Genomic DNA, 21,313 nt, shown 5'->3' on the forward strand with positions numbered 1-21,313 from the left:
CTGTCCGGTTGTGACTGCCGCGAGCCCGAACCCGGGACGTATCCGTGTTGCCGTCGTGTTCGGTGGGCGCAGCTCTGAGCACGCGATTTCGTGTGTCTCGGCGGGCAGCATCCTGCGCAATCTGGACCCGGAGCGGTTCGAGGCGATCCCGATCGGCATCACGCCCGACGGTTGCTGGGTGCTCAGTTCCGCGACCGCCGAGAGCTTGGCCATCGTCGACGGCACCCTGCCGCAGGTCACTGCCGACTCGGGCACCGCGCTGGCACTGACGGCAGATCCGGGCCGCCGCGGCGAGCTGCTGTCGCTGGGCCGCGACCCCGGTGCCGTGCTGGCCGCCGTCGACGTCGTTTTCCCGGTGCTGCACGGCCCCTACGGGGAGGACGGCACCATCCAGGGTCTGCTGGAGCTGGCCGGGGTTCCCTACGTGGGCGCCGGGGTGCTGGCCAGCGCGGCCGGCATGGACAAGGAGTTCACCAAGAAACTACTGGCCATCGAGGGTTTGCCGATCGGCGACCATGTGGTGTTGCGCCGTGACCGCGAGACCCTGAGCGACGACGAGCGGGAGCGGCTGGGCCTACCGGTCTTCGTCAAGCCGGCGCGCGGCGGTTCGTCGATCGGGGTCACCCGGGTCACCGACTGGAGTGCGCTGCCCGCGGCGGTGGCCGAGGCTCGCAGCCACGACCCGAAGGTCATCGTGGAGGCCGCGATCATCGGCCGCGAGGTTGAGTGCGGGGTGCTGGAGCTGCCCGACGGCCGGGTGGCCGCCAGTGAGCTCGGCGAGATCCGGGTCGGCGAGGTGGCCGAAGGTTTCTACGATTTCGCGACCAAGTATCTGGTCGACGCCGCCGAGCTGGACGTGCCGGCTGCCGTCGACGACGAGGTGGCCGAGGAGATCCGGGAGCTGGCGATCGCCGCGTTCCGCGCGGTCGACGGCCAGGGGTTGTCCCGGGTGGACTTCTTCCTCACCGCCGATGGCCCGGTGATCAACGAGATCAACACCATGCCGGGGTTCACCACCATCTCGATGTACCCACGGATGTGGGCGGCGTCGGGGGTGGACTACCCGAGCCTGCTGTCGGCGATGGTCGACACCGCGCTGGCCCGGGGGACCGGACTGCGCTGATCCGGGGTCTCAGAAAACGCGGAATCCGGCTGCGCCGGACTCTCAGAAACCGGGCGTGACACCCCGGCGGCGAGGGCGATCGAAGCTGTGAATCCGGCGGCGCCACGCGGGTGGATCCAGGTAATTTTCAGGTTTCCTGGCTCGGCGGCCCGGACGGCGGTTTCGGCGCCCGGACAGGGACGCACAGGCCGGTTGCGGTCTTTTTTCAGACTTTTTTCAGCTTGCTAAACATGTTGTGGCACAGAGTGATACGGCCATTTTCGAGACTAGTTCGGCGGACGTAGGCCTTTCGGGGGGCTGCCGCATCTGCTTGCATCCACAAATAGTTTGCTGTGCGCCGTGGACCAATAGTTAGGTAAGGCGTACCTATTGTTTCTCAGGTTCGCCTAAGCTAATTTTCAGTGTCGTCACGTTTCTGTGACATACCGAAAACTAGATGAGGAGATCCCTGGTGCAACGAGCACTACAGTCCGGGACGAGCACAGTCGCCGACCCGGCTCCCACGAGGTCGAGAAGCCGAAAGAAGAAGTTCGCCGCCGCCAGCGTCGCGTTCCTGGGCGCCAGCGCCATCGCGGTCACCCCGGTCGCCACCGGCCCGGAGCTGATGGCAGCTCAGAGCCGGTCGTACCAGCTGACCGCGTCCTACACCCCGAACCCGCTGGTGACGGATTCCCCCGACAAGGTGATCACCGGTGTCCTCGGGATCACCGGCAACAACCTGTCCGGGCTCGCGAACAGCATCATGGCGAACCCGTTCCCGCTGCTGACCCAGATCGGCGCGAACCAGCAGGGCTACCTGAACCGGATCACCGACGCGTTCGAAGCTATTCAGACGAGCTCGGAGGGCTTCTTCGACGAGGGTGTCGTGAAGAAGGACGCCGACGGCAACGATCTCCCCAGGACTGACCCCACGACCGGCCTGATCATCAGGGCCAACTTCTCGAAGGTCCCCGGGAACGGTTACCTGCACGGCCAGAACGCGTTGGCCTACCTCAAGGCGGGGAACATCTTCAAGGCGTACGAAGAGTTCAACGCCATGGCGCTGTACAGCAATACGGTCGCGGCCAGCAAGGTCGGCGGCCTACTGATGGATACGACCGTCGTGACCTCCTGGTACAAGGACAAGAGCGGCAATCTGACGACCAGTGCGGTGCGCTATGAGCTTCCGGATGGTTCCGTTAAGCTCCCGGACGGAACGCCGGTGACGAAGGACACGCCCGGCGCAAAAGAGGTGAAGAACGCCGTCGCCCTCCGGGAGGACGGCGTAACGGCCTACACCACGACGTCCACCGTCCGAGGCATTCCCGGCCAGATGGTCGAAAACGCCTCCAATCTGTTCAGCTCACTGATGAACAAGAACAACATCCAGTCCGGGCTCTTCTACTCGTCTTGGGCGGCCTTTGGCGGCGTACCCTATGAGGTTGCGCGGTCCGTGGACGCGATGGTTACCGCGATCAAAGAGCAGGACTTCCAGAAGGCATTTAACGTCCTGGTCAATGCTCCGATCATGACGGTTAACGCCCTGATCAACGGGTTCGACTACTTGCCAGATGACATAGTTAAGAACAGGGACGGCACCATTCCGAAGGATGCCAATGGCAACCCAATCCCGATCGCATCATGGCCGGGTTTGTTCGCGCCCGTGGGTATCAATGGTGCCACCGGCTCGCCGCAGCACCCCGGTGGCTTGATCTACCAGGCGATCTTCGGGATTCCCTCGGCTGGAGCTGGAGCGATCGACAACGATCCGGCCAAACCCGCCAGCCTGTTCAGTGGCCTGAACCTGGGCGGTCTGAACCTGGGCAGCCTGGGTAGCGGTCTGAACCTGGGCAGCCTGGGTAGCGGTCTGAACCTGGGCAGCGCGGGGTCGAGCTTCGACCTGTCCAACATCCTGTCGGGCTTCGGTTTGGACAAGATCCTGGGCTCGCTGTCGGGCATCACCGGCACCCAGCAGGCGAAGGTTGCTCTGGCAGCCGCTCCGGTTGCGGAACTGCCCGCCGCCGCGCCGGTTGTCGAGACCCCCGAGGTCAAGGAGAAGGTCGAGACCCCCGAGCTCGTGTCGAACCTCACGGTGCAGCGTGGAGCACTCGTGTCCGGCAACGGCGCCGACGCTGTCGACAGCAACGCCGAGGACAACAAGGGCGCCGTCGTTACCGAGCTCAAGAAGGAAGCCGAGGTCAAGAAGGACACTACGGTTGCCGAGGTGAAGAAGGATGACACCACGGTCGCCGAGGTGAAGAAGGACGACACCGCGGTTGCTGAGGTGAAGAAGGACGACACCGCGGTTGCCGAGGTGAAGAAGGAAGACGCGGCCAAGGAGCTGGCCCCCAAGCGCGGCAAGCTCAGCCTGCCGGGCCTGAAGGGCAAGAAGGGTCAGGCCCCGTCGTCCAACGGCGCCAACGACACCAACGGTGTCACCGGTGCCAATGAGTCCAACGGCACCACCGGCGTCTCCGGCACCAACGGGACCACCGGCGCCAACGACGACAACAAGGGCGCGGCCCACGAGACGAAGGATTCGAGCAACGACTCGAAGCCGGCTGCCTCGCAGGACAACGGCAAGAAGGACAACGCGAGCAACGGCAAGAAGGACAGCCCGCGCAAGGCGCGTCAGAACACCAAGCGGAACAAGGGCGGCAGCAACTAATCGCCTGACATCTGTTGCAGTAGCGGCCGGGCCCTCACCTTCGGGTGGGGGCCCGGTCCGCGTCTCAGCGAGCCGGCGTCGGATCGATCTTCTTGGGCGGCAACGTCTTCGAGATCGCCGTCGAGATCGCCGTGATCGGCTCCGCCCCGGAACCATCCGGCAGGGTCAGCGCCAGATACACCGGCCGATCCACCGCGTACCAGCTGGACAACCCGCTGTCGGACACCTGGAACCAGCTCACGCCGTTGACCACCTGCAGCGCGGAACCCACCCTGAAGTCCGCCGGCCGGTCCAGCCCGCAGCGCAGGATGACGCTGCTCTCGCTGGCATCGTTGCGCCAGGCCGCCACACCGGGGGGTACGGGAGCGACGATCTCGGCGGACTTGTAGTCACCGAGGGTGTCCGGCAGTGCTGCGAGCACGTCCCGGCACGACGGCGAATCGGCCTGCGGCGCCGGGACTGCCGCCACCGGGACCGGGCCGGTGTCGGGGGTGCGGCGCGCCGCGAACACCCCGACGCCTACCACCGTCGCCACTGCCAACCCCAGCGCGAGTGCCAGCACCGCCGTCGGCGGCCCGTCCCGCGGAGGGGTCTTGTCGATCGCGCCGTCGTCCGTTGCGGTGACAGGTGCCGCGTCGTCGTCCCGCTCGTCGCCCGGGGATTCCTCGTGCTGCGGATCGGCCACCGGATCTCCTCGTGCTCGGGCTGGGATACTTCGGGATGCGCCCGGCGCAACGCCGGATGCGCGCCAGCAGAACCTACCGCAGGTTGGGAGAACCGTGACCGACGCCAACGCCGACGACGGCCCGAGCCTGGCCGATGTCGGTGAATCCGCGGTGCTTGACGCCGTGATCGCGCAGCGGCCGCACCCCGTCGGCGTCCACGTCGGCCCCGGCGACGACGCCGCGGTGCTCGCCGCCCCGGACGGCCGCGTGGTGGCCTCCACCGACACGCTGGTCCAGGACCGGCACTTCCGGCTGGACTGGTCGACGCCGGAACAGGTCGGCCGTCGTGCCATCGCCCAGAACGCCGCCGACATCGAGGCGATGGGCGCCCGGCCCACCGGCTACCTGGTCGCGTTGGTCGCCCCCGCCGACACCACAGTGCACCGGGCCGCCGAACTGTCCCGCGGAGCCGCGGCGGAAGCGGCCAGGACCGGCGCCAGCGTCGTCGGCGGGGACCTGGTAGCCGGGCCACTGTGGACGGTGACGGTGACCGTGCTCGGCGACCTGGGCGGTCTCAGCCCGGTACTGCGGTCGGGGGCCCGGCCGGGGGATGTCGTCGCCGTCGCCGGGGAACTGGGCCGATCGGCCGCCGGATACCGGCTGCTGGCCGGCGGCGTCGCATTCGACGACCCGGAGCTTGCGGACCTGGTCGGCCGGTACCGGGTGCCGCAGCCGCCCTACGGACAGGGCCCGCTCGCGGCCGCCGCCGGCGCCAGCGCCATGACCGACGTCTCCGACGGGCTGGTCCGCGACCTCGGCGGACTCGCCGTCGACTCGCGGGTCGGTGTCGACCTTGACCGCGCGGCGCTGGCGCCGGATCACGACGCGCTGGCCGCCGCGGCGCGGGCCGTCGGTGCGGACGCCTGGGACTGGGTGTTCGGTGGTGGGGAAGATCACGCCCTGGTGGCCACCTTCGGCCTCGGCACCGAGCTGCCCACGGGGTGGCGGCCGGTCGGCCGGATCACCGCGGAGGCGGGGATCCGGGTGGACGGCCGGCCCTGGTCGGGCGCAACCGGCTGGGATTCGTTCGGATAGCGTTGGCACCCGTGACCACACCGCCGACCACCGACACCGCGCGTGCGGCGCGCCCGCTGGCCGAACTCGTCGACCCCGGCTGGGCCGCGGCGCTGGCACCGGTCGCCGACCGGGTCACCGAGATGGGTGCCTTCCTACGGGCCGAGAACGCCGCGCACCGCGGCTACCTGCCGGCCGGGGAGAACGTGCTGCGGGCCTTCACCTTCCCGTTCGACCAGGTCCGGGTGCTCATCGTCGGCCAGGATCCCTATCCCACGCCGGGACACGCCATGGGCCTGAGCTTCTCGGTGGCCCCCGATGTCCGGCCGGTGCCCCGCAGCCTGGCCAATATCTTCACCGAATACTCCGCCGACCTGGGGCTGCCCGCCCCGAGCAACGGCGATCTCACCCCGTGGGCCCGCCAGGGTGTGATGTTGCTCAACAGAGTGCTCACGGTCCGCCCCGGCACCCCGGCCTCACACCGCGGCAAGGGCTGGGAAACGGTCACCGAATGCGCGATCCGCGCGCTGGCCGACCGGCCGCAGCCCTACGTGGCCATCCTGTGGGGCCGCGACGCCGGAACCCTCAAACCGATGCTGGGCCCGCGCGCCGCGGTCATCGAATCGCCGCACCCGTCGCCGTTGTCGGCCTCCCGCGGCTTCTTCGGGTCGCGGCCGTTCAGCCGGGCCAACGCGCTACTGGCCGAGGGCGGCGCCGAGCCCATCGACTGGCGGCTGCCGTAGGGGTCCGTCAGACAGCGGAAAGGCGCCCCACCACCACAAGGTGACAGGGCGCCAGAACCGGGCCGTAAGAACTGGCCGTGCTCGGTTAGTTGAGCTCCTCATCGCGGCTCGGCTGGCGCCTCGCCGCTTGATCGTCGCTCAGCCGCGAACGACCTTGCCGGCCTTGATGCACGAGGTGCAGGCGTTGACGCGCTTCTTGTTGCCACCCGGGCGGTCCACCGAGTGGACGACCTGGATGTTCGGGTTCCAGCGACGGTTGGTCCGGCGGTGCGAGTGCGACACCGACTTGCCGAAGCCGGGAGTCTTACCGCAGATGTCGCAGACGGCAGCCATGTAGAACTCCTCGAAGTTGATAACTGGGGGCCAACAACCGGCAACGGGTGACCCGACAACCTGACCAGAATAGGTGAGGATGTGGATATCGCCAAAATCCCGACGTCGGGCTGTCGGCCCGGATGGCTAGGCTGGGCCGACAACGCCACGCTAGGGAAGGGGTCGGTGATGTCGGATCGTCGGCTCGACGGCGTCGCGCTGCGCGACTGGGCGCACGCCTGCGTCGGCGACCTGATCCGCCACACCGACGAGATCAACCGGCTCAACGTGTTCCCCGTCGCCGACTCCGACACCGGAACGAACATGCTGTTCACCATGCGTTCGGCGGTCGCCGCCTGCGACGTCGCCGGGGACCGCACCGCCGTAGACGAGGTGATGTCGGTGCTGGCCGCCGGGGCGCTGGACGGCGCTCGCGGCAACTCCGGGGTGATCCTGTCGCAGATCCTGCGCGGCTTCGCCGAGGTCACCGCCGAGGCCGTGGCACACCGGCAGTTGAGCGCACTGGACGCCGAGGTGTTCGGGGCGGGTCTGCGCCGCGGGGTGGCGACCGTGGTGGCCGCCATGGGCGGGGAGGCGATCGACGGCACCATCGTGTCGGTGTTGGCCGCCGCCGCCGACGCGGCCGAGCGCAGCGCCGTCGACGGCGACCCCCTGCCCACCACCGTGCACGCCGCGGCGACCGCAGCCGCCGCTGCCCTGGACGCCACCCCCAGCCAGCTGGCAGTACTGGCCGAGGCCGGGGTGGTCGACGCCGGCGGGCGCGGCCTGCTGGTGCTGCTCGATGCCCTCTCGGCTACCCTCACCGGCACCGCTCCGGTCCGTCCCGTCTACCGGCCCCAGGCCGCCGCCGATCCGGCCGCCAAGCCGACGGAGCTCTCGACCGCCCCGGCATTCGAAGTGATGTACACCGTCGCCGGTCTGGCTCCCGACGCCGAGAGCACCCTGCGCGGCCGGCTGGAACAGCTGGGGGATTCGGTGGTGATCGCCACCGCCGGCGAGCACAGCGACCACTCCGTGCACGTGCACACCGACGATGCGGGCGCGGCCGTCGAGGCCGGCCTCGACCACGGCTCCGTCTCACAGATCCGCATATCCGTGCTCAGCGCCGGCCAGCACGTCGCTCCGGCCGGGTGGTCCCGGGAGCGCACGATCCTCGCCGTCGTCGACGGCGACGGGTCCGCCGCGCTGTTCGAGGCCGAGGGCGCGACGATCCTGCGCTGCCACGACGATCCCCTCGACGGGTGCATCAGCGCCCACCGGCTGCTGCGCGCCGTCGTCGACACCGGAGCCGCCAAGGTGATGGTGCTGCCCAACGGCTACGTGGCCGTGGAAGAACTCGTGGCCGCCTGCACCGCGGCGATCGGCTGGGGTATCGACGTGGTCCCGCTGCCGACCGGATCGATGGTGCAGGGACTGGCGGCCCTGGCCGTGCACGATCCGGACCGCCAGGCCGTCGACGACGGCTACGCCATGGCCCAGGCCTCCGGGGCCACCCGCTACGGCTCGGTCCGGCTGGCCACCGAGGACGCCCTCACCTGGGTCGGGCCCTGCCACCGCGGCGACGGACTGGGCATCGCCGGCGACGAGGTGCTGGTGGTCCGCCACGACATCACCGCCGCCGCCCGCGGGCTGATCGACCTGATGCTCGGCGCCGGCGGCGAACTGGTCACCGTCCTGCTGGGTGACGGGGTCGACCAGCGCGTTGGGGAACTGCTCGCCGAACACGTGGGCCGTCATCACCTGGGCGCCGAACTGGTCAGCTACCGGAGCGGACACCGCGGGGATGCGGTCCTCATCGGGGTGGAGTGATGGCGACGCTCGACGATCGGCTCGACGCCGTACTGGGCGCCAAGGCCGCCGACAGCCTGGAGGAGCACCTCGGCCTGCGGACGGTCAACGACCTGGTGCGTCACTACCCGCGCAAGTACATGCAGGGCACCACCGTGCTCGACAACGACGCCCGGGAGCCCGAGCCGGGGGACCACGTCACCTTCGTCGAAGAGATCACCGACGTCGCCGTGCACCACACCAAACGCCCGCCGAACCGTGAATTCATGGTGGTCACCCTCGGTCACCGACAGCCCAAGCTCACCGCCACCTTCTTCAATGCCCGCTTCCTGAAGAAACTGCTCCTCAAGGATTCGGTGGTGATGATCTCCGGGGTGATCGAACGCAACCGCGGCGACCTGCGGCTCACCCACCCGCAGTTCCTGATCCTGAACTCCCCGGGCGGCGTCCACGACGGCAAGGGCAGCCGGTCCATGGTGAAGATCTCCGAGGCCGCCCGGGACACCGACGGCACCGTCGGCCTGGACGCCTTCCGCCGCGAGTCGCTGCCGATCTACTCCGCCACCGAGAAACTGCAGAGCTGGGACATCTACCTGTGCGTGCGCCAAGCGCTGGCCATGCTCGACCCGGTACCCGATCCGCTGCCCGAATGGGTGCGCCGACGGCTGAACCTGATGGGGGAGGACGAGGCGCTGCGGGCGATCCACCTGGCCGACAACGTCGAGGAACGCGAACGCGCGCTGCACCGCATCCGGTTCGACGAAGCCGTCGGGCTGCAGTGGGCACTGGCCGTGCGCCGTTACGGCGAAGACGCCCAGACCGGCCCTCCGGCACCCCCGCGGGATTCGGGCATCCGGGCGCAATTGTTGTCCCGCCTGCCCTTCGAACTCACCGGCGGGCAGCTCGAGGTGCTCGACGTGATCTCCGACCAACTGAGCAACCCGCATCCGATGAGCCGGATGCTCCAAGGCGAGGTCGGCTCCGGCAAGACCATCGTCGCGCTGTTGGCCATGACCCAGCTGGTCGACGCCGGCTACCAGTGCGCGCTGCTGGCACCGACGGAGGTGCTCGCCGAGCAACATGCCCGCTCGATGCGTGAGGTGCTGGGGCCGCTGGCGATGGCCGGTCAGCTCGGCGAAGCCGAACACGCCACCCGGGTCGCGCTGCTGACCGGATCGATGACACCCGCGCACAAGCGCGCCGTGCGCGACGAGATCGCCTCCGGCGAGGCCGGGATCGTCATCGGCACCCACGCGCTGCTGTCGGACACGGTGGAGTTCCACCGGCTCGGCATGGTCGTCGTCGACGAACAACACCGGTTCGGCGTCGAGCAGCGGGATACGTTGCGCGCCAAGGCCAGCGGTGGCATCACCCCGCACCTGCTGGTGATGACGGCCACCCCGATCCCGCGGACCATCGCGCTGACGGTGTACGGCGACCTGGAAATCTCCACGCTACGCGAGCTGCCCCGCGGCCGACAGCCGATCGCCACCAACGTCATTTTCAACAGGTGGCAGAAGGGCTGGCTGGACCGGGCCTGGGTGCGTATCCGGGAGGAGGTCGACGCCGGCCGGCAGGCCTACGTCGTCGCCCCCCGCATCGACGAGGACGACGCCGTCGAGCATCCCGACGACGGCGACACCGACGCCCCCCGCGACCGAGAGTCAACCCGCAAGGCCACCGCGGTGACCAATCTTTATGAACGACTGGGGATCCGCGAGCTGCGCGGACTGTCGCTGGGGTTGATGCACGGCAAGCTCAGCGCCGAGGACAAGGACGCCGTGATGGCCGACTTCCGTGCCGGCGACATCGACGTGCTGGTCTGCACCACCGTCATCGAGGTCGGCGTCGACGTGCCCAACGCCACAGTCATGGTGGTGATGGACGCCGACTGGTTCGGCATCAGCCAGCTGCACCAGCTGCGCGGCCGGATCGGCCGCGGTGCTCACCCCAGCCTGTGCCTGCTGGTCACCGAGCTGGCGCCGGATTCCAAGGCGGGACAACGTCTGTCGGCCGTCGCCTCGACGCTGGACGGCTTCGAGCTGGCCGATCTGGACCTGCAGCAGCGCCGCGAGGGCGATGTGCTGGGCCGTGACCAATCCGGTAAGAGTCTCGGGCTGCGGTTGCTGTCGGTACTGGAGCACCGCGACATCATCGAGGCCGCACGGCTGTTGGTCGACGAGATCGTCGCCGAGGGGGGACTGGTCGAGAACCCGGGGATGGACACCCTGGCGGCGGCGTTTCTCGCCGGCGGCCAGCGCAGCATCGAATACCTGGACAAGTCATGAGCCGGGACGCCGGACGGGCCCCGGTGAACCGGCGGGCGTTGCTGTGGCTGTTGGTGATTGCGATCCTCGCGGTGGTGGTTGCCGCCCAGACGGTCGGCGACTCCCGCGACCGCGCCGCGATGTTCGCCGCTCGGGCCGACGCACCCACCATGCCGACCGTCGCGCCGGGCACCGACGTGCTGGCCGGAATCGTCGTGCTGCCCCAGCGGGTGTACGTCTCCGACTATCGCCGCGCGGCGTTCGGCGAATCCTGGACCGACGACAGCGACGCACCCGGTGGGCACAACGGCTGCGACACCCGCAACGACATCCTCGAACGCGACCTGGTCGACAAGACCTACACCCATATCCGCAGCTGCCCGACGGCCGTGGCCACCGGCGTACTGCACGACCCGTACACCAACAGCGTCATCGATTTCACCCGCGGCGCCAAGATCGGCCAGTCGGTGCAGATCGACCACCTGGTGCCGCTGGCCTACGCCTGGGGCATGGGTGCGCGGGACTGGACCGATGTGCAGCGGGTGCGGTTCGCCAACGACCCGGCGAATCTGCTTGCCGTGCAGGGCAAGGCGAACCAGGACAAGGGCGCCTCGCCGCCCGCCGACTGGATGCCGCCGAATCACGCCTTCTGGTGCCAGTATTCGATGCAGTTCATCGCGGTGCTGCGCGGCTACGGCCTACCCGTGGACGCACGGTCCGCCCAAGTGCTGCGAGACGCCGCCACGACCTGCCCCACCGGCTGAGATCAGACCCGGAATGCCTACGGGCCGTCGTAGGTCAGCGGGTCCGGACGGTAGCGGGTTGCGTCGTCGAGACCGTTGAGCGTGGCCATGTCGGCATCGCTGAGCACGAAGTCGAAGACGTCGATGTTCTCGGCGATCCGCTCCGGCGTCTTGGATCGGGGGATGGCCACATTGCCCAGCTGCAGGCTCCAGCGCAGCAGTACCTGGGCCGGGGTCTTGCCGTAGCCGGCGGCCACCGTGGTGATCGCCGGGTGGTCCAGCAGATTCCCGACACCCAGTGGGCTGTACGCCTCGGTGACGACGTTCTTCTCGGCGTTGACCGCGCGCAACGCGGCCTGGTTCAGCAGCGGGTGCAGCTCGATCTGGTTCACCACCGGAACGGTGTAGACGACGTCGATGATGGTCTCCAGTGCCTCGGCGTCGAAGTTGGCGACACCGACCGAGCGCACCAGCTTCTCGTCGCGGCAGCGCAGCAGCCCGGCGAAGCTGTCGACGTAGGCACCCGGAGCGGTTCCCGGCCAGTGGATGAGATACAGGTCCAGGTAGTCCAGGCCGAGCCGCTCCAGGCTGGCGCGCAGCGCGGTCTGCGAGGAGGAGAGCCCGCGGTCGGCGTTGGCCAGCTTGGAGGTCACGAAGATCTCCGCCCGCGGGATCCCGGAGGCGGCGATAGCGCGCCCCACGGCGGCCTCGTTGCCGTAGGACGCGGCGGTGTCGATCAACCGGTAGCCCAGCTCCAGGGCGGTCGACACGGCATGTTCGGTCTCGGCGTCGGACAGCTCACCGACTCCCAGGCCGAGCACCGGCATGGTGTTGTCGTCGTGGAGTCCAACGGACGGAACGGGCGTGCCGGACATGTCACCTGCCTGGTCTCGGTGGGGCCGGCGCAGACGTCGCCGGCGGGAGTCAACGGAATATTAATCCGCGGTAGCCGCGCGCCCGTCAGTCGGTGCCAGATACGGTCGGTACCCGTGAGTACACACAATCCGGACCCCCGGCCCGCAGCAACGCTCGTCGGCGGAGCGCGGCGGTCATGACACGCCGCCGGCTGCCCGATCGGCTGCAACACCTGGTCAACCGCGCGGTGCCGCGGGTGCTCAGCGGCGTCCCCGGACCGGTCAAGCGGGTACTCAGCGGCGGCCGCGCGATTGTGGTCGACGGCAACACCCTCGATCCCTCGCTGCAGGCGTTCGTGCACGGTCTGCGGGTGGTGGGCCGGCCGTCGCTGGTCCTCGACGGCGACATCGCGACCAGCCGGCGCAACCTCGACGACGCCTCCCGCATCTTCGGCGGTCTGCCCGCACCGGTCACCGTCACCGAGGTCACCGTGGACGGGGGATCCGGGCCGCTGCGCGCCTGGCACTACCGCCCGGCCGACAACGGTGACGACTCCCCGCGCCCGCTGCTGGTGGCCTACCACGGCGGCGGATGGGTGCTGGGGGACCTGGAGGGCTGGGACGCCGGCTACCGGCAGATCTGCCGCGACGCCGACGTGCACGTGCTCAGTGTCGACTACCGACTGGCCCCCGAACATCCGGCACCGGCGGCCGTCGAGGACGCCCACGCCGCCTACCTGTGGGCCGTCGAACACGCCGCCGAACTGGGCGCCGATCCGACTCGGGTCGCCGTCGGCGGCGACAGCGCCGGCGGCTGCCTGGCTGCCGTCGTCGCCCGCCAAGCCCGCGACGCCGGTGATCCGGCGCCGGTGCTGCAGCTGCTGCTCTACCCGGTGACCGATATCGAGGCGACCACCCGGTCACGCACCCTGTTCGGCTCGGGATTCTTCCTCACCGGCGCCGACATCGACTTCTTCGAGCGCTGTTACCTGGGCGGGACGGACGTCAGCAGCGCCGATCCGCGGGTGTCGCCGCTGCTCACCGAGAACCTGCGGGGCCTGGCGCCGGCTCTGGTGATCACCGCCGGCTTCGACCCGCTGCGCGACGAGGGCATCGCCTACGCGAACCGGCTCGCCGAAGCGGGTGTGGACGTCGATTTGCGGGTCTACGGGTCGATGATCCACGGCTTCATGAACCTCAACGGCTTCGGCGGTGAGGTGAGCCGGGCCATCACCGACGTCATCTCCGCTTTGCGAGCACACCTGAGCCGCAGCTAAGGCGCCGGGGTCAGCCGGTACCCTGAAGGCTTCCGTAACCGAGCCGCCGCCGAGAGGACCACCGCAACGTGGCCAAGACACCCAAGCGCCCCGCGACCTACGACCTCAAAGCCGCAGATCGCCGGCGTGACCTGATGGTGAAGGTCGGCTTGACCGCGGTGGTCATCATCTTCGCGGTCGCCATGGTCTTCGTGATCCTGCACAACAAGGACAAGGCTGCGGAGAAGGCCAGCGGCGACGCGGCCGCCACCGCCGCCGAGCTGGCGATCCGCGCCGCCAAGCCCGATGTGCTGACCGCGCCGGGCAGCACCGAGCCCAAGGCCGTGCTGTCGCTCTACGAGGACTTCCAGTGCCCGCACTGCGGCCTGTTCGAGAAGAACTACCAGGGCACCATTGACAAGCTGATCGACAACGGCGTCGTCGCCGTCGACTACTACCCGGTCTCCATCCTCGGTGGCTATTCGACGCGCGCCTCCAACGCCGCCTACTGCGTGGCCGACGCGGACAAGAGCCCCACCAAGGACGTGTTCCGCCGCTTCCACTCCGCGCTGTTCGCCAACCAGCCCGCCGAGGGCGACCCGAACGCCCCCGACAACGACCGGCTGATCGAGTTCGCCCGCCAGGCCGGCGTCGCCGGTGAGGTGCCGGGCTGCATCAAGTCCGGCAAGTTCAACGCCAAGGCGACCGGCGCGGCCAAGCGCCTGGGCATCAAGGGCACCCCGACGGTGCGGCTCAACGGCAAGGACGTGGACTTCACCGATTCGGTCGGCAACTTCATCACCACCGACGCGTTCGTCGGCAAGATCCGCGAGGTCGTCGGCGATGCTCCCGGCCTGGCCGCCCTGAACAAGCCGAAGCCGTGACCGAAACCCCCGACGAGGCGAGCTCGGCGCCGCCGGAAGCGCCGGTGTCGGCCTGGCACGGGCCGACCGCGGGAACGCCTACTCCGGAGGCCCGCGCGGCCGCCCGGGTCGCCGAGAAGAACGCCGTCCCCGTCGGCATGCCGAGCGCCCTGTGGGTGCTGATCGCCGGGTTCATCGGGTTCGCCGCGTCGTTCACCCTGACGGTCGAGAAGATCGACATGCTGATCGACCCGCACTATCAGCCCAGCTGCAACTTCAACCCGATTCTGGCCTGCGGTTCGGTGATGGGAACGCAGCAGGCGTCGGTCTTCGGCTTTCCCAACCCCCTCATGGGCGTGGTCGCGTTCACCATCGTGATCGTCACCGGAGTGCTGTCGGTGGGGCGGGTCCGACTGCCGCGCTGGTACTGGTCGGGGCTGCTGGCCGGTCTCGCCATGGGTGTGGTGTTCGTGCACTGGCTGATCTTCCAGAGCCTGTACCGCATCAACGCGCTGTGCCCGTACTGCATGGTGGTGTGGTCGATCACCATCCCGCTGTTCGTCGTGGTCGCGTCCATCACCCTGCGCCCCCTGGCCGGCAACCCGGTCGCCCGCGTGCTGTACCAGTGGCGCTGGCCGCTGGTGGCGCTGTGGGTCACCGCGGTCATCCTGGCGATCCTGGTGCGGTTCTGGTATTTCTGGACCACGCTGATCTGACGGTGTTCGGTTGACCCGCATCATCGGCGGCGCCGCGGGCGGTCGTCGCATCGCCGTCCCGCCCCGAGGAACCCGCCCGACCACCGACCGGGTCCGCGAATCGATGTTCAACCTGCTTGCCGCGCAACGGGACTTCGACGGCCTGCGGGTGCTGGACCTGTACGCCGGGTCGGGTGCTCTGGGCCTGGAGGCGCTCTCACGCGGCGCGACGACGGCGGTCTTCGTCGAATCGAATTCCCGTGCCGCGGCGGTGATCTCCGCGAACGCGACGGCCGTCGGGCTCGACGGCGCGGTGCTGCGGCGCAGCAGCGTGGAGTCGGTACTGGGTGCCGCCGCCGAGACACCGGTGGACCTGGTGTTCGCCGACCCGCCCTATGACGTTGTGGCCGCCGCGATCGAGGCGAACCTGGTGCTGCTCACCGACAACGGCTGGGTGCACGACGGCACCGTCGTCGTGGTGGAACGCGCCTCGGCCGGGCCGCGGCTGACCTGGCCCGTCGGTTGGGAGCAGTGGAAGGAACGCCGCTACGGCGACACCCAGCTGGAGATCGCCGAATTCCGCGGGTGAGCCGCTACCTCGTTCACCCGGTCACGCCGTAGGTTCACCCGGACACGGTGAGCAGCAGCCGGACCAGCTCGGCCTGCCGGTGCGTACCGGTCTTGTCGAAGATGCGCTGCAGATGGGTGCGGACGGTGGTCAGGGACACCGACAGCTCCTCGGCGATCGGCGCCAGGCCGTCGCCGTTCAGCACCCGCATCGCCACCTGCGACTCGGCGCGGGTCAGCCCGTAGATCCGCCGCAACACCTCCACCGGCGGCTCGATCCGCCGGTCTAAGTCGATGAGCACGATCAGGGTGCCGCAGTCGTCGGCGGGCGTGGGCAGTACGTGCAGCAGGTACGGGCGCCGCCCGGACGGCCGGCAGCAGGCGACCCAGCCGCCGCCCGGGTCCCCGATTGGCAGGCCGGCGGCGGCCAAGATGGCTGTCTGCAACCGGTGGCGGGCCTCGGCGGATTCGGCGTGCAACCGCCCGGCCCGTCGCGCCAGCCCGTCATTGCCGTCCAAGATCCGGTCGGCTTCGGAATTCGCGTGCAGCACAGTGCCATCCCGGTCGAGTAGCAGCAGTCCGCGCTGAATCGCGTCGGCAGCACGCGCGGCGTCGTCGGCGTGCAGTACCCGGCCGTGCAAGTGCCGCTCGATGCGCAGGGCCTGTTGCACGTGCGGGACGAGTGCCGCGAACAACTGCGCACGGTCCGGCGTCTCGAATCCGGCGCCGTGCCCGGCGACCAGAAAGACTGCCGTTTCGCCCCCGGTTGCCAGCCGGACGAAGAATCCGCTCGCCATTCCGTGCGGGCGCAGCCAGTCGGCATCGAACTCGGTGCCGTCGCGGCGGGCGACGAGCGCCGCACCGGAGTGCAGCAGTCCGATCGGGCCGGTCTCGATCTCGGCCAACACGTAATCCACCCGGTGGTAGTAGTCGGTGTAGCTCGATCGCGCCTCGCCGGGCATGTCGCCGCACCGGGGCTGACGCCGGATGCCGTCGGAGACCACGACGGCCGCCGATTGGGCGTCGAAGAGGGTTCGGAGGTCGGCCATGGCCGCGGTCCAGTCCTGCGGGTCGAGGACGGCGGTCTGGATCCGTGCGGTTATCCGAGAAAATTCATCGACGGTGACCATGGTGACCCCCGGCCGCGAAGTATTGCGAGAATCGTAGTCTTGTTCCTCATCAATTTGAAGGATGTTCCCGGCATCGATCTCGGGTTTTCTGGTGACATGACACTGCCGAAAACCCGCCCGTCCGGACCGGTGCCGGTGGGAGCTGTCCGCGACGACGAATTCGACTGTGCGGCAATGCCATGGCCGCCGAAGAATCCGCTGCCCTATTTCCGGCGGCTCAAAGCTGCACGTTTCCTGCACACCGGCTGTGAGCAGCTCCGGGATGCCGGAGGGCCCGTCACCCTGGTGAAACTGGGGCCGAAATGGTTGATTCCCACCGTCGTCATCGTCACGTCCCCCAGCGGTGGGCATGACATGCTGGCCCGGTCGCCCGCGGTGATGGAGCGGGTCGCCGTGCACGACGAGATGCGGCGGCTGATGGGGGACAACCTGTTCGACCTCCGCTACGACCAGTGGCGGCCGTTGCGCCGGGCGCTGCAGCCGCTGTTCACCAAGCAGCACGTCGCGCAGTTCGCCGGACATATGGCCCGGGCCGCCGAAACTCTGGTCGACGGATGGCCCGACGGGGAGATCGTCGACCTGGATCACGAATGCCGGGCGGTGACGCTACGCGCGCTGGGCCGGTCGGTGCTCGGTGTCGACCTCGACGCCCACGCCGAGGCACTGGCCGGTTCGATGCGGGTGGCGCTTACCTACCTGATGGAGCGCGGCTCCCGGTCGACGGTTACCGGATTCCGGCCGGGACCCTGCTCATCTACGGCATCTATGCGGTCCAGCGTGATCCCGCACTGTGGGAGCGCGCGGAGGAATTCGACCCGCAGCGATTCCTGGGACCCGGGGCCAGGGCCTATGACCGTTGGCAGTACATCCCGTTCGGCGCCGGTCCGCGCAGCTGTATCGGTGACCATTTCGCCATGCTGGAGGCCACGCTGGCGCTCGCGACCATTGTCCGCCGGGTCGAGCTGACCTCCGGCGAGGACGACTTCCCGCTCGCGTTGCCTTTCACCATGGTCGCCGGCGCCCCCATCCCGACCGGCTGCCGGCGTCGCGCCGCGGCCTGACACCGTCGGGCCGGGTGCCCGGAGTACCGTCGTCATCCATGAGTGGAGCGGTTTGCCCGGGGTCGTTCGACCCCGTCACGCTGGGGCACGTCGACATCTTCGAGCGGGCCGCCGCGCAGTTCGACGAACTGGTGATTGCGGTGCTGGTCAACCCGAACAAGCGCGGCATGTTCAGCGCCGACGAGCGCATCGAGATGATCACCGAGGCGACCGCGCACCTGCGCAATGTCCGGGTGGAGTCCGGTTCCGGGCTGGTCGTCGACTTCGTCAAGGCGCGCGGGCTGACGGCGATCGTCAAGGGGCTGCGCACCGGCACCGATTTCGAGTATGAGCTGCAGATGGCGCAGATGAACCGGCACATCGCCGGGGTGGACACCTTCTTCGTCGCCACCCGTCCGGAGTACTCGTTTGTGTCCTCATCGCTGGCCAAGGAGGTCGCCACCCTCGGTGGCGATGTGTCGGCGCTACTGCCGGAGGCGGTCAACCGGCGGCTGCAGGCCAAACTCGGCTGATCGCGGGCGCGGAGAGAGTCGCGACACACCGGGTCAACCTCCATCGTCACAGTTGTCACACCATGCACACTGGTAACACCATTAACGCAAGCGTGGAGGCAACGCCGTGTACCGAGTATTTGAAGCACTCGACGAGCTGGGGGCCATCGTCGAAGAGGCCCGCGGCGTTCCGATGACCGCAGGCTGCGTCGTCCCGCGCGGTGACGTCCTGGAACTCATCGATGACATCAAGGACGCCATCCCCGGCGAGCTCGACGACGCCCAGGACGTCCTGGACGCCCGCGACGGGATGCTGCGCGACGCCAAGCAGCACGCCGACACCACCGTCACCTCCGCCAACGCCGAGGCCGAATCGACCCTCGGGCACGCCCGCGCCGAGGCCGACCGGCTGCTGGCCGAGGCCAAGGCGCAGGCCGACCGGATGGTCGCCGAGGCCCACGCGCACTGCGACCGAGTGGTCGGCGAGGCCCACGAGGAGGCCAACCGGCTGGTCACCACCGCCAAGCGCGACCACGAGTCGATCATGGCCCGGGCCCGCGCCGAGGCAGACCGGCTGGTGGAGAGCGGCAACATCTCCTACGAAAAGGCCGTCCAGGAAGGCATCAAGGAGCAGCAGCGGCTGGTGTCGCAGACCGAGGTCGTGGCCACCGCCACCGCCGAGGCCACCCGGCTGATCGACTCGGCCCATGCCGAGTCCGACCGGCTGCGCGGCGAATGCGATATCTACGTCGACAGCAAACTCGCGGAGTTCGAGGACTACCTCAACGGCACCCTGCGCTCGGTCGGCCGCGGCCGTCACCAACTGCGCACCGCCGCCGGCACCCACGACTACGTGCAGCGCTGAGCGCCGCCGCTCGGGGATTCTCGGCAACGTAGAATCTCCGGTTATGCCGGCTGCCAACCCCCTGCGGATCGACGTCGCGCGGCTGGGCCGACGCCCGGGCGCGCTGACCACGCGCACCGAAACGGTGCCCAGCCCCTCGCGCATCGGCCTGGACCACATCGCCATACCGGTCGGGGCGCCCATCCGGCTGGACCTGACGCTGCAATCGGTGTCCGAAGGTGTGCTGGTCACCGGCACGGTTGAGGCGCAGACGGTCGGCGAGTGCTCGCGCTGCCTGACCGAGTTCGACGGCGAGGTGGACATCGAGCTCACCGAACTGTTCGCCTACCCCGACAGCACCACCGAAGCCACCACCGAGGCCGACGAGGTCGGCCACCTCGTCGACGACATCGTGGATCTCGAACAGTCGATCGTCGATGCCGTCGGGCTCAAGCTGCCGTTCGCCCCGGTGTGCCGTCCGGACTGTCCCGGGCTGTGCCCCCAGTGCGGTGTCGCGCTGGCCGAGGCCGAACCCGACCACCAGCACGACGTCATCGACCCGCGGTGGGCCAAGCTGGCGGAGTTCCGCGCCGAAGCCGATGAATGACGACCGGGGGCCGTTGCTCGCCGCGCTGGGCGTGGACCTGCCCGAGGAACTGCTCACCCTGGCGCTGACGCACCGCAGCTACGCCTACGAGAACGGTGGGCTGCCGACCAACGAGCGGCTGGAATTCCTCGGCGACGCCGTGCTCGGGCTGACCGTCACCGACGAGCTGTACCACCGCCACCCGGACCGTTCCGAGGGCGATCTGGCCAAGCTGCGGGCCAGCATCGTCAACACCCAGGCACTGGCCGACCTCGCCCGCGGTCTGGCCGGAACCGGGCTCGGGGAGTTTCTGCTGCTGGGCCGCGGTGAACTCAACACCGGCGGAACCGACAAATCGTCGATCCTGGCCGACGGGGTGGAATCGCTGCTGGGCGCGGTGTACCTGGAACACGGCATCGAGGTGGTGCGGCGGGTCATCCTGACGCTGTTCGCCGACCTACTGGACACCGCACCCACCCTCGGTGCCGGCCTGGACTGGAAATCAAGCCTGCAGGAGCTCACCGCCGCCCGCGGCCTGGGCCCGCCCGGCTACCAGGTCACCTCGACCGGGCCGGACCATGACAAGGAGTACACCGCCGTCGTCGTTGTCGCCGGGGCCGACTACGGGCAGGGCATGGGCCGGACCAAGAAGGAGGCCGAGCTCAAGGCGGCCGCCGCGGCCTACACGGCCCTGGAGGCCGAACCGGCCGCCGGCTGATGCCTGAACTGCCCGAGGTCGAGGTGGTCCGCCGCGGCCTGCACACCCACCTGCTCGACCGCACCATCATCGACGTCAGCGTCGCCCACCCGCGTGCGGTGCGCCGGCACGACGGCGGCGCACCCGATTTGACCGCAAGGCTGCGCGGCGCCCGGATCGTCGGGACCGGGCGGCGGGGCAAGTATCTGTGGTTGCGGATCGCCGCCGCCGGCGGTGACGAGTTCGCCCTCGTCGTGCATCTCGGGATGAGTGGGCAGATGCTGATCGGCGGCGTCGGAAACCCCGGGCACATCCGGATCACCGCAGCGCTGAGCGATGGCATCCTGCTGAACTTCGTCGACCAGCGCACCTTCGGCGGCTGGCAGCTGGCCGACTTCGTGACCGTCGGCGGAGTCGAGGTCCCGGTGCCGGTGGCGCATCTGGCGCCCGACCCGCTGGATCCCGCCTTCGACCGGGATGCGGTGGTAAAGGTGTTACGCGGAAAGCACTCCGAGATCAAACGGCTGCTGCTGGACCAGACCGTGGTGTCCGGGATCGGCAACATCTACGCCGACGAAGCGCTGTGGCGGGTGGGCATCCACGGCGCCCGGCCCGCCGAGGTGCTGAGCAAACCGAAACTGGCCACGCTGCTGGATGCCGCCGCCGAGGTGATGACCGACGCGCTGGCCGCCGGCGGGACGTCGTTCGACGAGCTGTACGTCAACGTCAACGGCCAGTCCGGGTACTTCGACCGCGCCCTGGACGCCTACGGCCGGGAGGGACGACCGTGCCGGCGCTGCGGGGCGATCATGCGCCGGGAGAAGTTCATGAACCGCTCGTCGTGCTATTGCCCGAGGTGCCAGCCCCGCCCGCGCCGGTAGTCCGG

Annotated in this window: 21 protein-coding genes; 17 read left to right on the top strand and 4 right to left on the bottom strand. The window is 69.2% G+C overall.

Annotated features, from left to right (window positions below):
* Positions 1-10 precede the first annotated feature (10 nt).
* A complete protein-coding gene (locus G6N16_RS09900) occupies positions 11-1,123 on the top strand; it encodes a D-alanine--D-alanine ligase family protein (RefSeq protein ID WP_083029868.1) in 1,113 nt (370 codons plus the stop codon).
* Between the two features lie 436 nt (positions 1,124-1,559).
* Positions 1,560-3,770, top strand: a complete 2,211-nt coding sequence (locus tag G6N16_RS09905) for a hypothetical protein (protein ID WP_133052897.1) — start codon at positions 1,560-1,562, stop codon at positions 3,768-3,770.
* Positions 3,771-3,834: 64 nt separating this feature from the next.
* Here the strand turns inward: G6N16_RS09905 and G6N16_RS09910 are convergent, their stop codons facing one another.
* Positions 3,835-4,371 carry a DUF3515 domain-containing protein gene (locus G6N16_RS09910; RefSeq protein ID WP_083029911.1) on the bottom strand — a complete coding sequence of 179 codons (537 nt, stop codon included), beginning with the start codon at positions 4,369-4,371 and terminating at the stop codon, positions 3,835-3,837.
* Between the two features lie 178 nt (positions 4,372-4,549).
* Between G6N16_RS09910 and G6N16_RS09915 the strand changes: the two genes are divergently transcribed.
* A complete protein-coding gene (locus tag G6N16_RS09915; RefSeq protein ID WP_083029866.1) occupies positions 4,550-5,530 on the top strand; it encodes a thiamine-phosphate kinase in 981 nt (326 codons plus the stop codon).
* A gap of 11 nt (positions 5,531-5,541) precedes the next feature.
* Positions 5,542-6,252: a uracil-DNA glycosylase gene (locus tag G6N16_RS09920; protein WP_083029910.1), complete on the top strand. Its 711-nt coding sequence runs from the start codon at positions 5,542-5,544 to the stop codon at positions 6,250-6,252.
* Positions 6,253-6,390: 138 nt separating this feature from the next.
* Here G6N16_RS09920 and rpmB read toward each other — a convergent pair whose 3' ends face one another.
* On the bottom strand, positions 6,391-6,585 hold the full coding sequence (rpmB, locus tag G6N16_RS09925; protein WP_083029865.1) for a 50S ribosomal protein L28: 195 nt from the start codon (positions 6,583-6,585) through the stop codon (positions 6,391-6,393).
* A gap of 168 nt (positions 6,586-6,753) precedes the next feature.
* On the opposite strand from rpmB, the gene G6N16_RS09930 reads away from it, so the two are divergent.
* Genes G6N16_RS09930 through G6N16_RS09940 form a run of 3 tightly spaced genes read left to right on the top strand, consistent with a single transcriptional unit; the run spans position 6,754 to position 11,404 of the window.
* The gene (locus G6N16_RS09930) at positions 6,754-8,394 is read left to right on the top strand and encodes a fatty acid kinase ATP-binding subunit FakA (protein ID WP_083029864.1); all 1,641 of its coding nucleotides are present in this window, start codon (positions 6,754-6,756) and stop codon (positions 8,392-8,394) included.
* Positions 8,394-10,661 (top strand): ATP-dependent DNA helicase RecG, encoded by a 2,268-nt coding sequence (gene recG, locus G6N16_RS09935; RefSeq protein WP_083029863.1) that lies wholly within the window; start codon positions 8,394-8,396, stop codon positions 10,659-10,661. Before G6N16_RS09930 ends, recG begins: the two co-directional genes overlap by 1 nt.
* 23 nt (positions 10,662-10,684) lie before the next feature.
* The gene (locus G6N16_RS09940) at positions 10,685-11,404 is read left to right on the top strand and encodes an HNH endonuclease family protein (protein WP_083029909.1); all 720 of its coding nucleotides are present in this window, start codon (positions 10,685-10,687) and stop codon (positions 11,402-11,404) included.
* A gap of 17 nt (positions 11,405-11,421) precedes the next feature.
* Here the strand turns inward: G6N16_RS09940 and G6N16_RS09945 are convergent, their stop codons facing one another.
* Positions 11,422-12,258 carry an aldo/keto reductase gene (locus G6N16_RS09945; protein ID WP_083029862.1) on the bottom strand — a complete coding sequence of 279 codons (837 nt, stop codon included), beginning with the start codon at positions 12,256-12,258 and terminating at the stop codon, positions 11,422-11,424.
* Positions 12,259-12,434: 176 nt separating this feature from the next.
* On the opposite strand from G6N16_RS09945, the gene G6N16_RS09950 reads away from it, so the two are divergent.
* The 4 genes from G6N16_RS09950 to rsmD all read left to right on the top strand — a co-directional run bounded on the left by G6N16_RS09950 (position 12,435) and on the right by rsmD (position 15,640).
* Positions 12,435-13,514 (top strand): alpha/beta hydrolase, encoded by a 1,080-nt coding sequence (locus G6N16_RS09950; RefSeq protein ID WP_083029861.1) that lies wholly within the window; start codon positions 12,435-12,437, stop codon positions 13,512-13,514.
* Positions 13,515-13,582: 68 nt separating this feature from the next.
* Positions 13,583-14,377 (top strand): DsbA family protein, encoded by a 795-nt coding sequence (locus G6N16_RS09955; RefSeq protein ID WP_083029860.1) that lies wholly within the window; start codon positions 13,583-13,585, stop codon positions 14,375-14,377.
* Between the two features lie 137 nt (positions 14,378-14,514).
* Complete coding sequence (locus G6N16_RS09960) at positions 14,515-15,072, top strand: vitamin K epoxide reductase family protein (protein WP_083029908.1); 558 nt, start codon at positions 14,515-14,517, stop codon at positions 15,070-15,072.
* Between the two features lie 10 nt (positions 15,073-15,082).
* A complete protein-coding gene (gene rsmD / locus G6N16_RS09965; protein ID WP_083029859.1) occupies positions 15,083-15,640 on the top strand; it encodes a 16S rRNA (guanine(966)-N(2))-methyltransferase RsmD in 558 nt (185 codons plus the stop codon).
* A 34-nt stretch (positions 15,641-15,674) separates the two neighbouring features.
* Here the strand turns inward: rsmD and G6N16_RS09970 are convergent, their stop codons facing one another.
* Positions 15,675-16,748, bottom strand: coding sequence for a helix-turn-helix transcriptional regulator (locus G6N16_RS09970; RefSeq protein WP_083029858.1), 1,074 nt, complete (start codon positions 16,746-16,748; stop codon positions 15,675-15,677).
* Positions 16,749-17,338: 590 nt separating this feature from the next.
* On the opposite strand from G6N16_RS09970, the gene G6N16_RS22120 reads away from it, so the two are divergent.
* The 6 genes from G6N16_RS22120 to mutM all read left to right on the top strand — a co-directional run bounded on the left by G6N16_RS22120 (position 17,339) and on the right by mutM (position 21,308).
* The gene (locus tag G6N16_RS22120; protein ID WP_407663632.1) at positions 17,339-17,809 is read left to right on the top strand and encodes a cytochrome P450; all 471 of its coding nucleotides are present in this window, start codon (positions 17,339-17,341) and stop codon (positions 17,807-17,809) included.
* A gap of 38 nt (positions 17,810-17,847) precedes the next feature.
* Entirely contained in the window at positions 17,848-18,321 is a 474-nt protein-coding gene (gene coaD / locus G6N16_RS09980; protein ID WP_083029857.1) for a pantetheine-phosphate adenylyltransferase, read from the top strand.
* Between the two features lie 106 nt (positions 18,322-18,427).
* Entirely contained in the window at positions 18,428-19,165 is a 738-nt protein-coding gene (sepIVA, locus tag G6N16_RS09985) for a cell division protein SepIVA (RefSeq protein WP_083029856.1), read from the top strand.
* 43 nt (positions 19,166-19,208) lie between these two features.
* Complete coding sequence (locus tag G6N16_RS09990; RefSeq protein WP_083029855.1) at positions 19,209-19,751, top strand: YceD family protein; 543 nt, start codon at positions 19,209-19,211, stop codon at positions 19,749-19,751.
* Complete coding sequence (rnc, locus tag G6N16_RS09995; protein WP_083029854.1) at positions 19,744-20,448, top strand: ribonuclease III; 705 nt, start codon at positions 19,744-19,746, stop codon at positions 20,446-20,448. The genes G6N16_RS09990 and rnc overlap by 8 nt, the downstream gene beginning before the upstream one ends.
* Positions 20,448-21,308: a bifunctional DNA-formamidopyrimidine glycosylase/DNA-(apurinic or apyrimidinic site) lyase gene (gene mutM, locus G6N16_RS10000; RefSeq protein ID WP_083029853.1), complete on the top strand. Its 861-nt coding sequence runs from the start codon at positions 20,448-20,450 to the stop codon at positions 21,306-21,308. The genes rnc and mutM overlap by 1 nt, the downstream gene beginning before the upstream one ends.
* Positions 21,309-21,313 lie beyond the last annotated feature (5 nt).

The organism is Mycolicibacterium insubricum (assembly GCF_010731615.1).
GTDB lineage: Bacteria > Actinomycetota > Actinomycetes > Mycobacteriales > Mycobacteriaceae > Mycobacterium > Mycobacterium insubricum.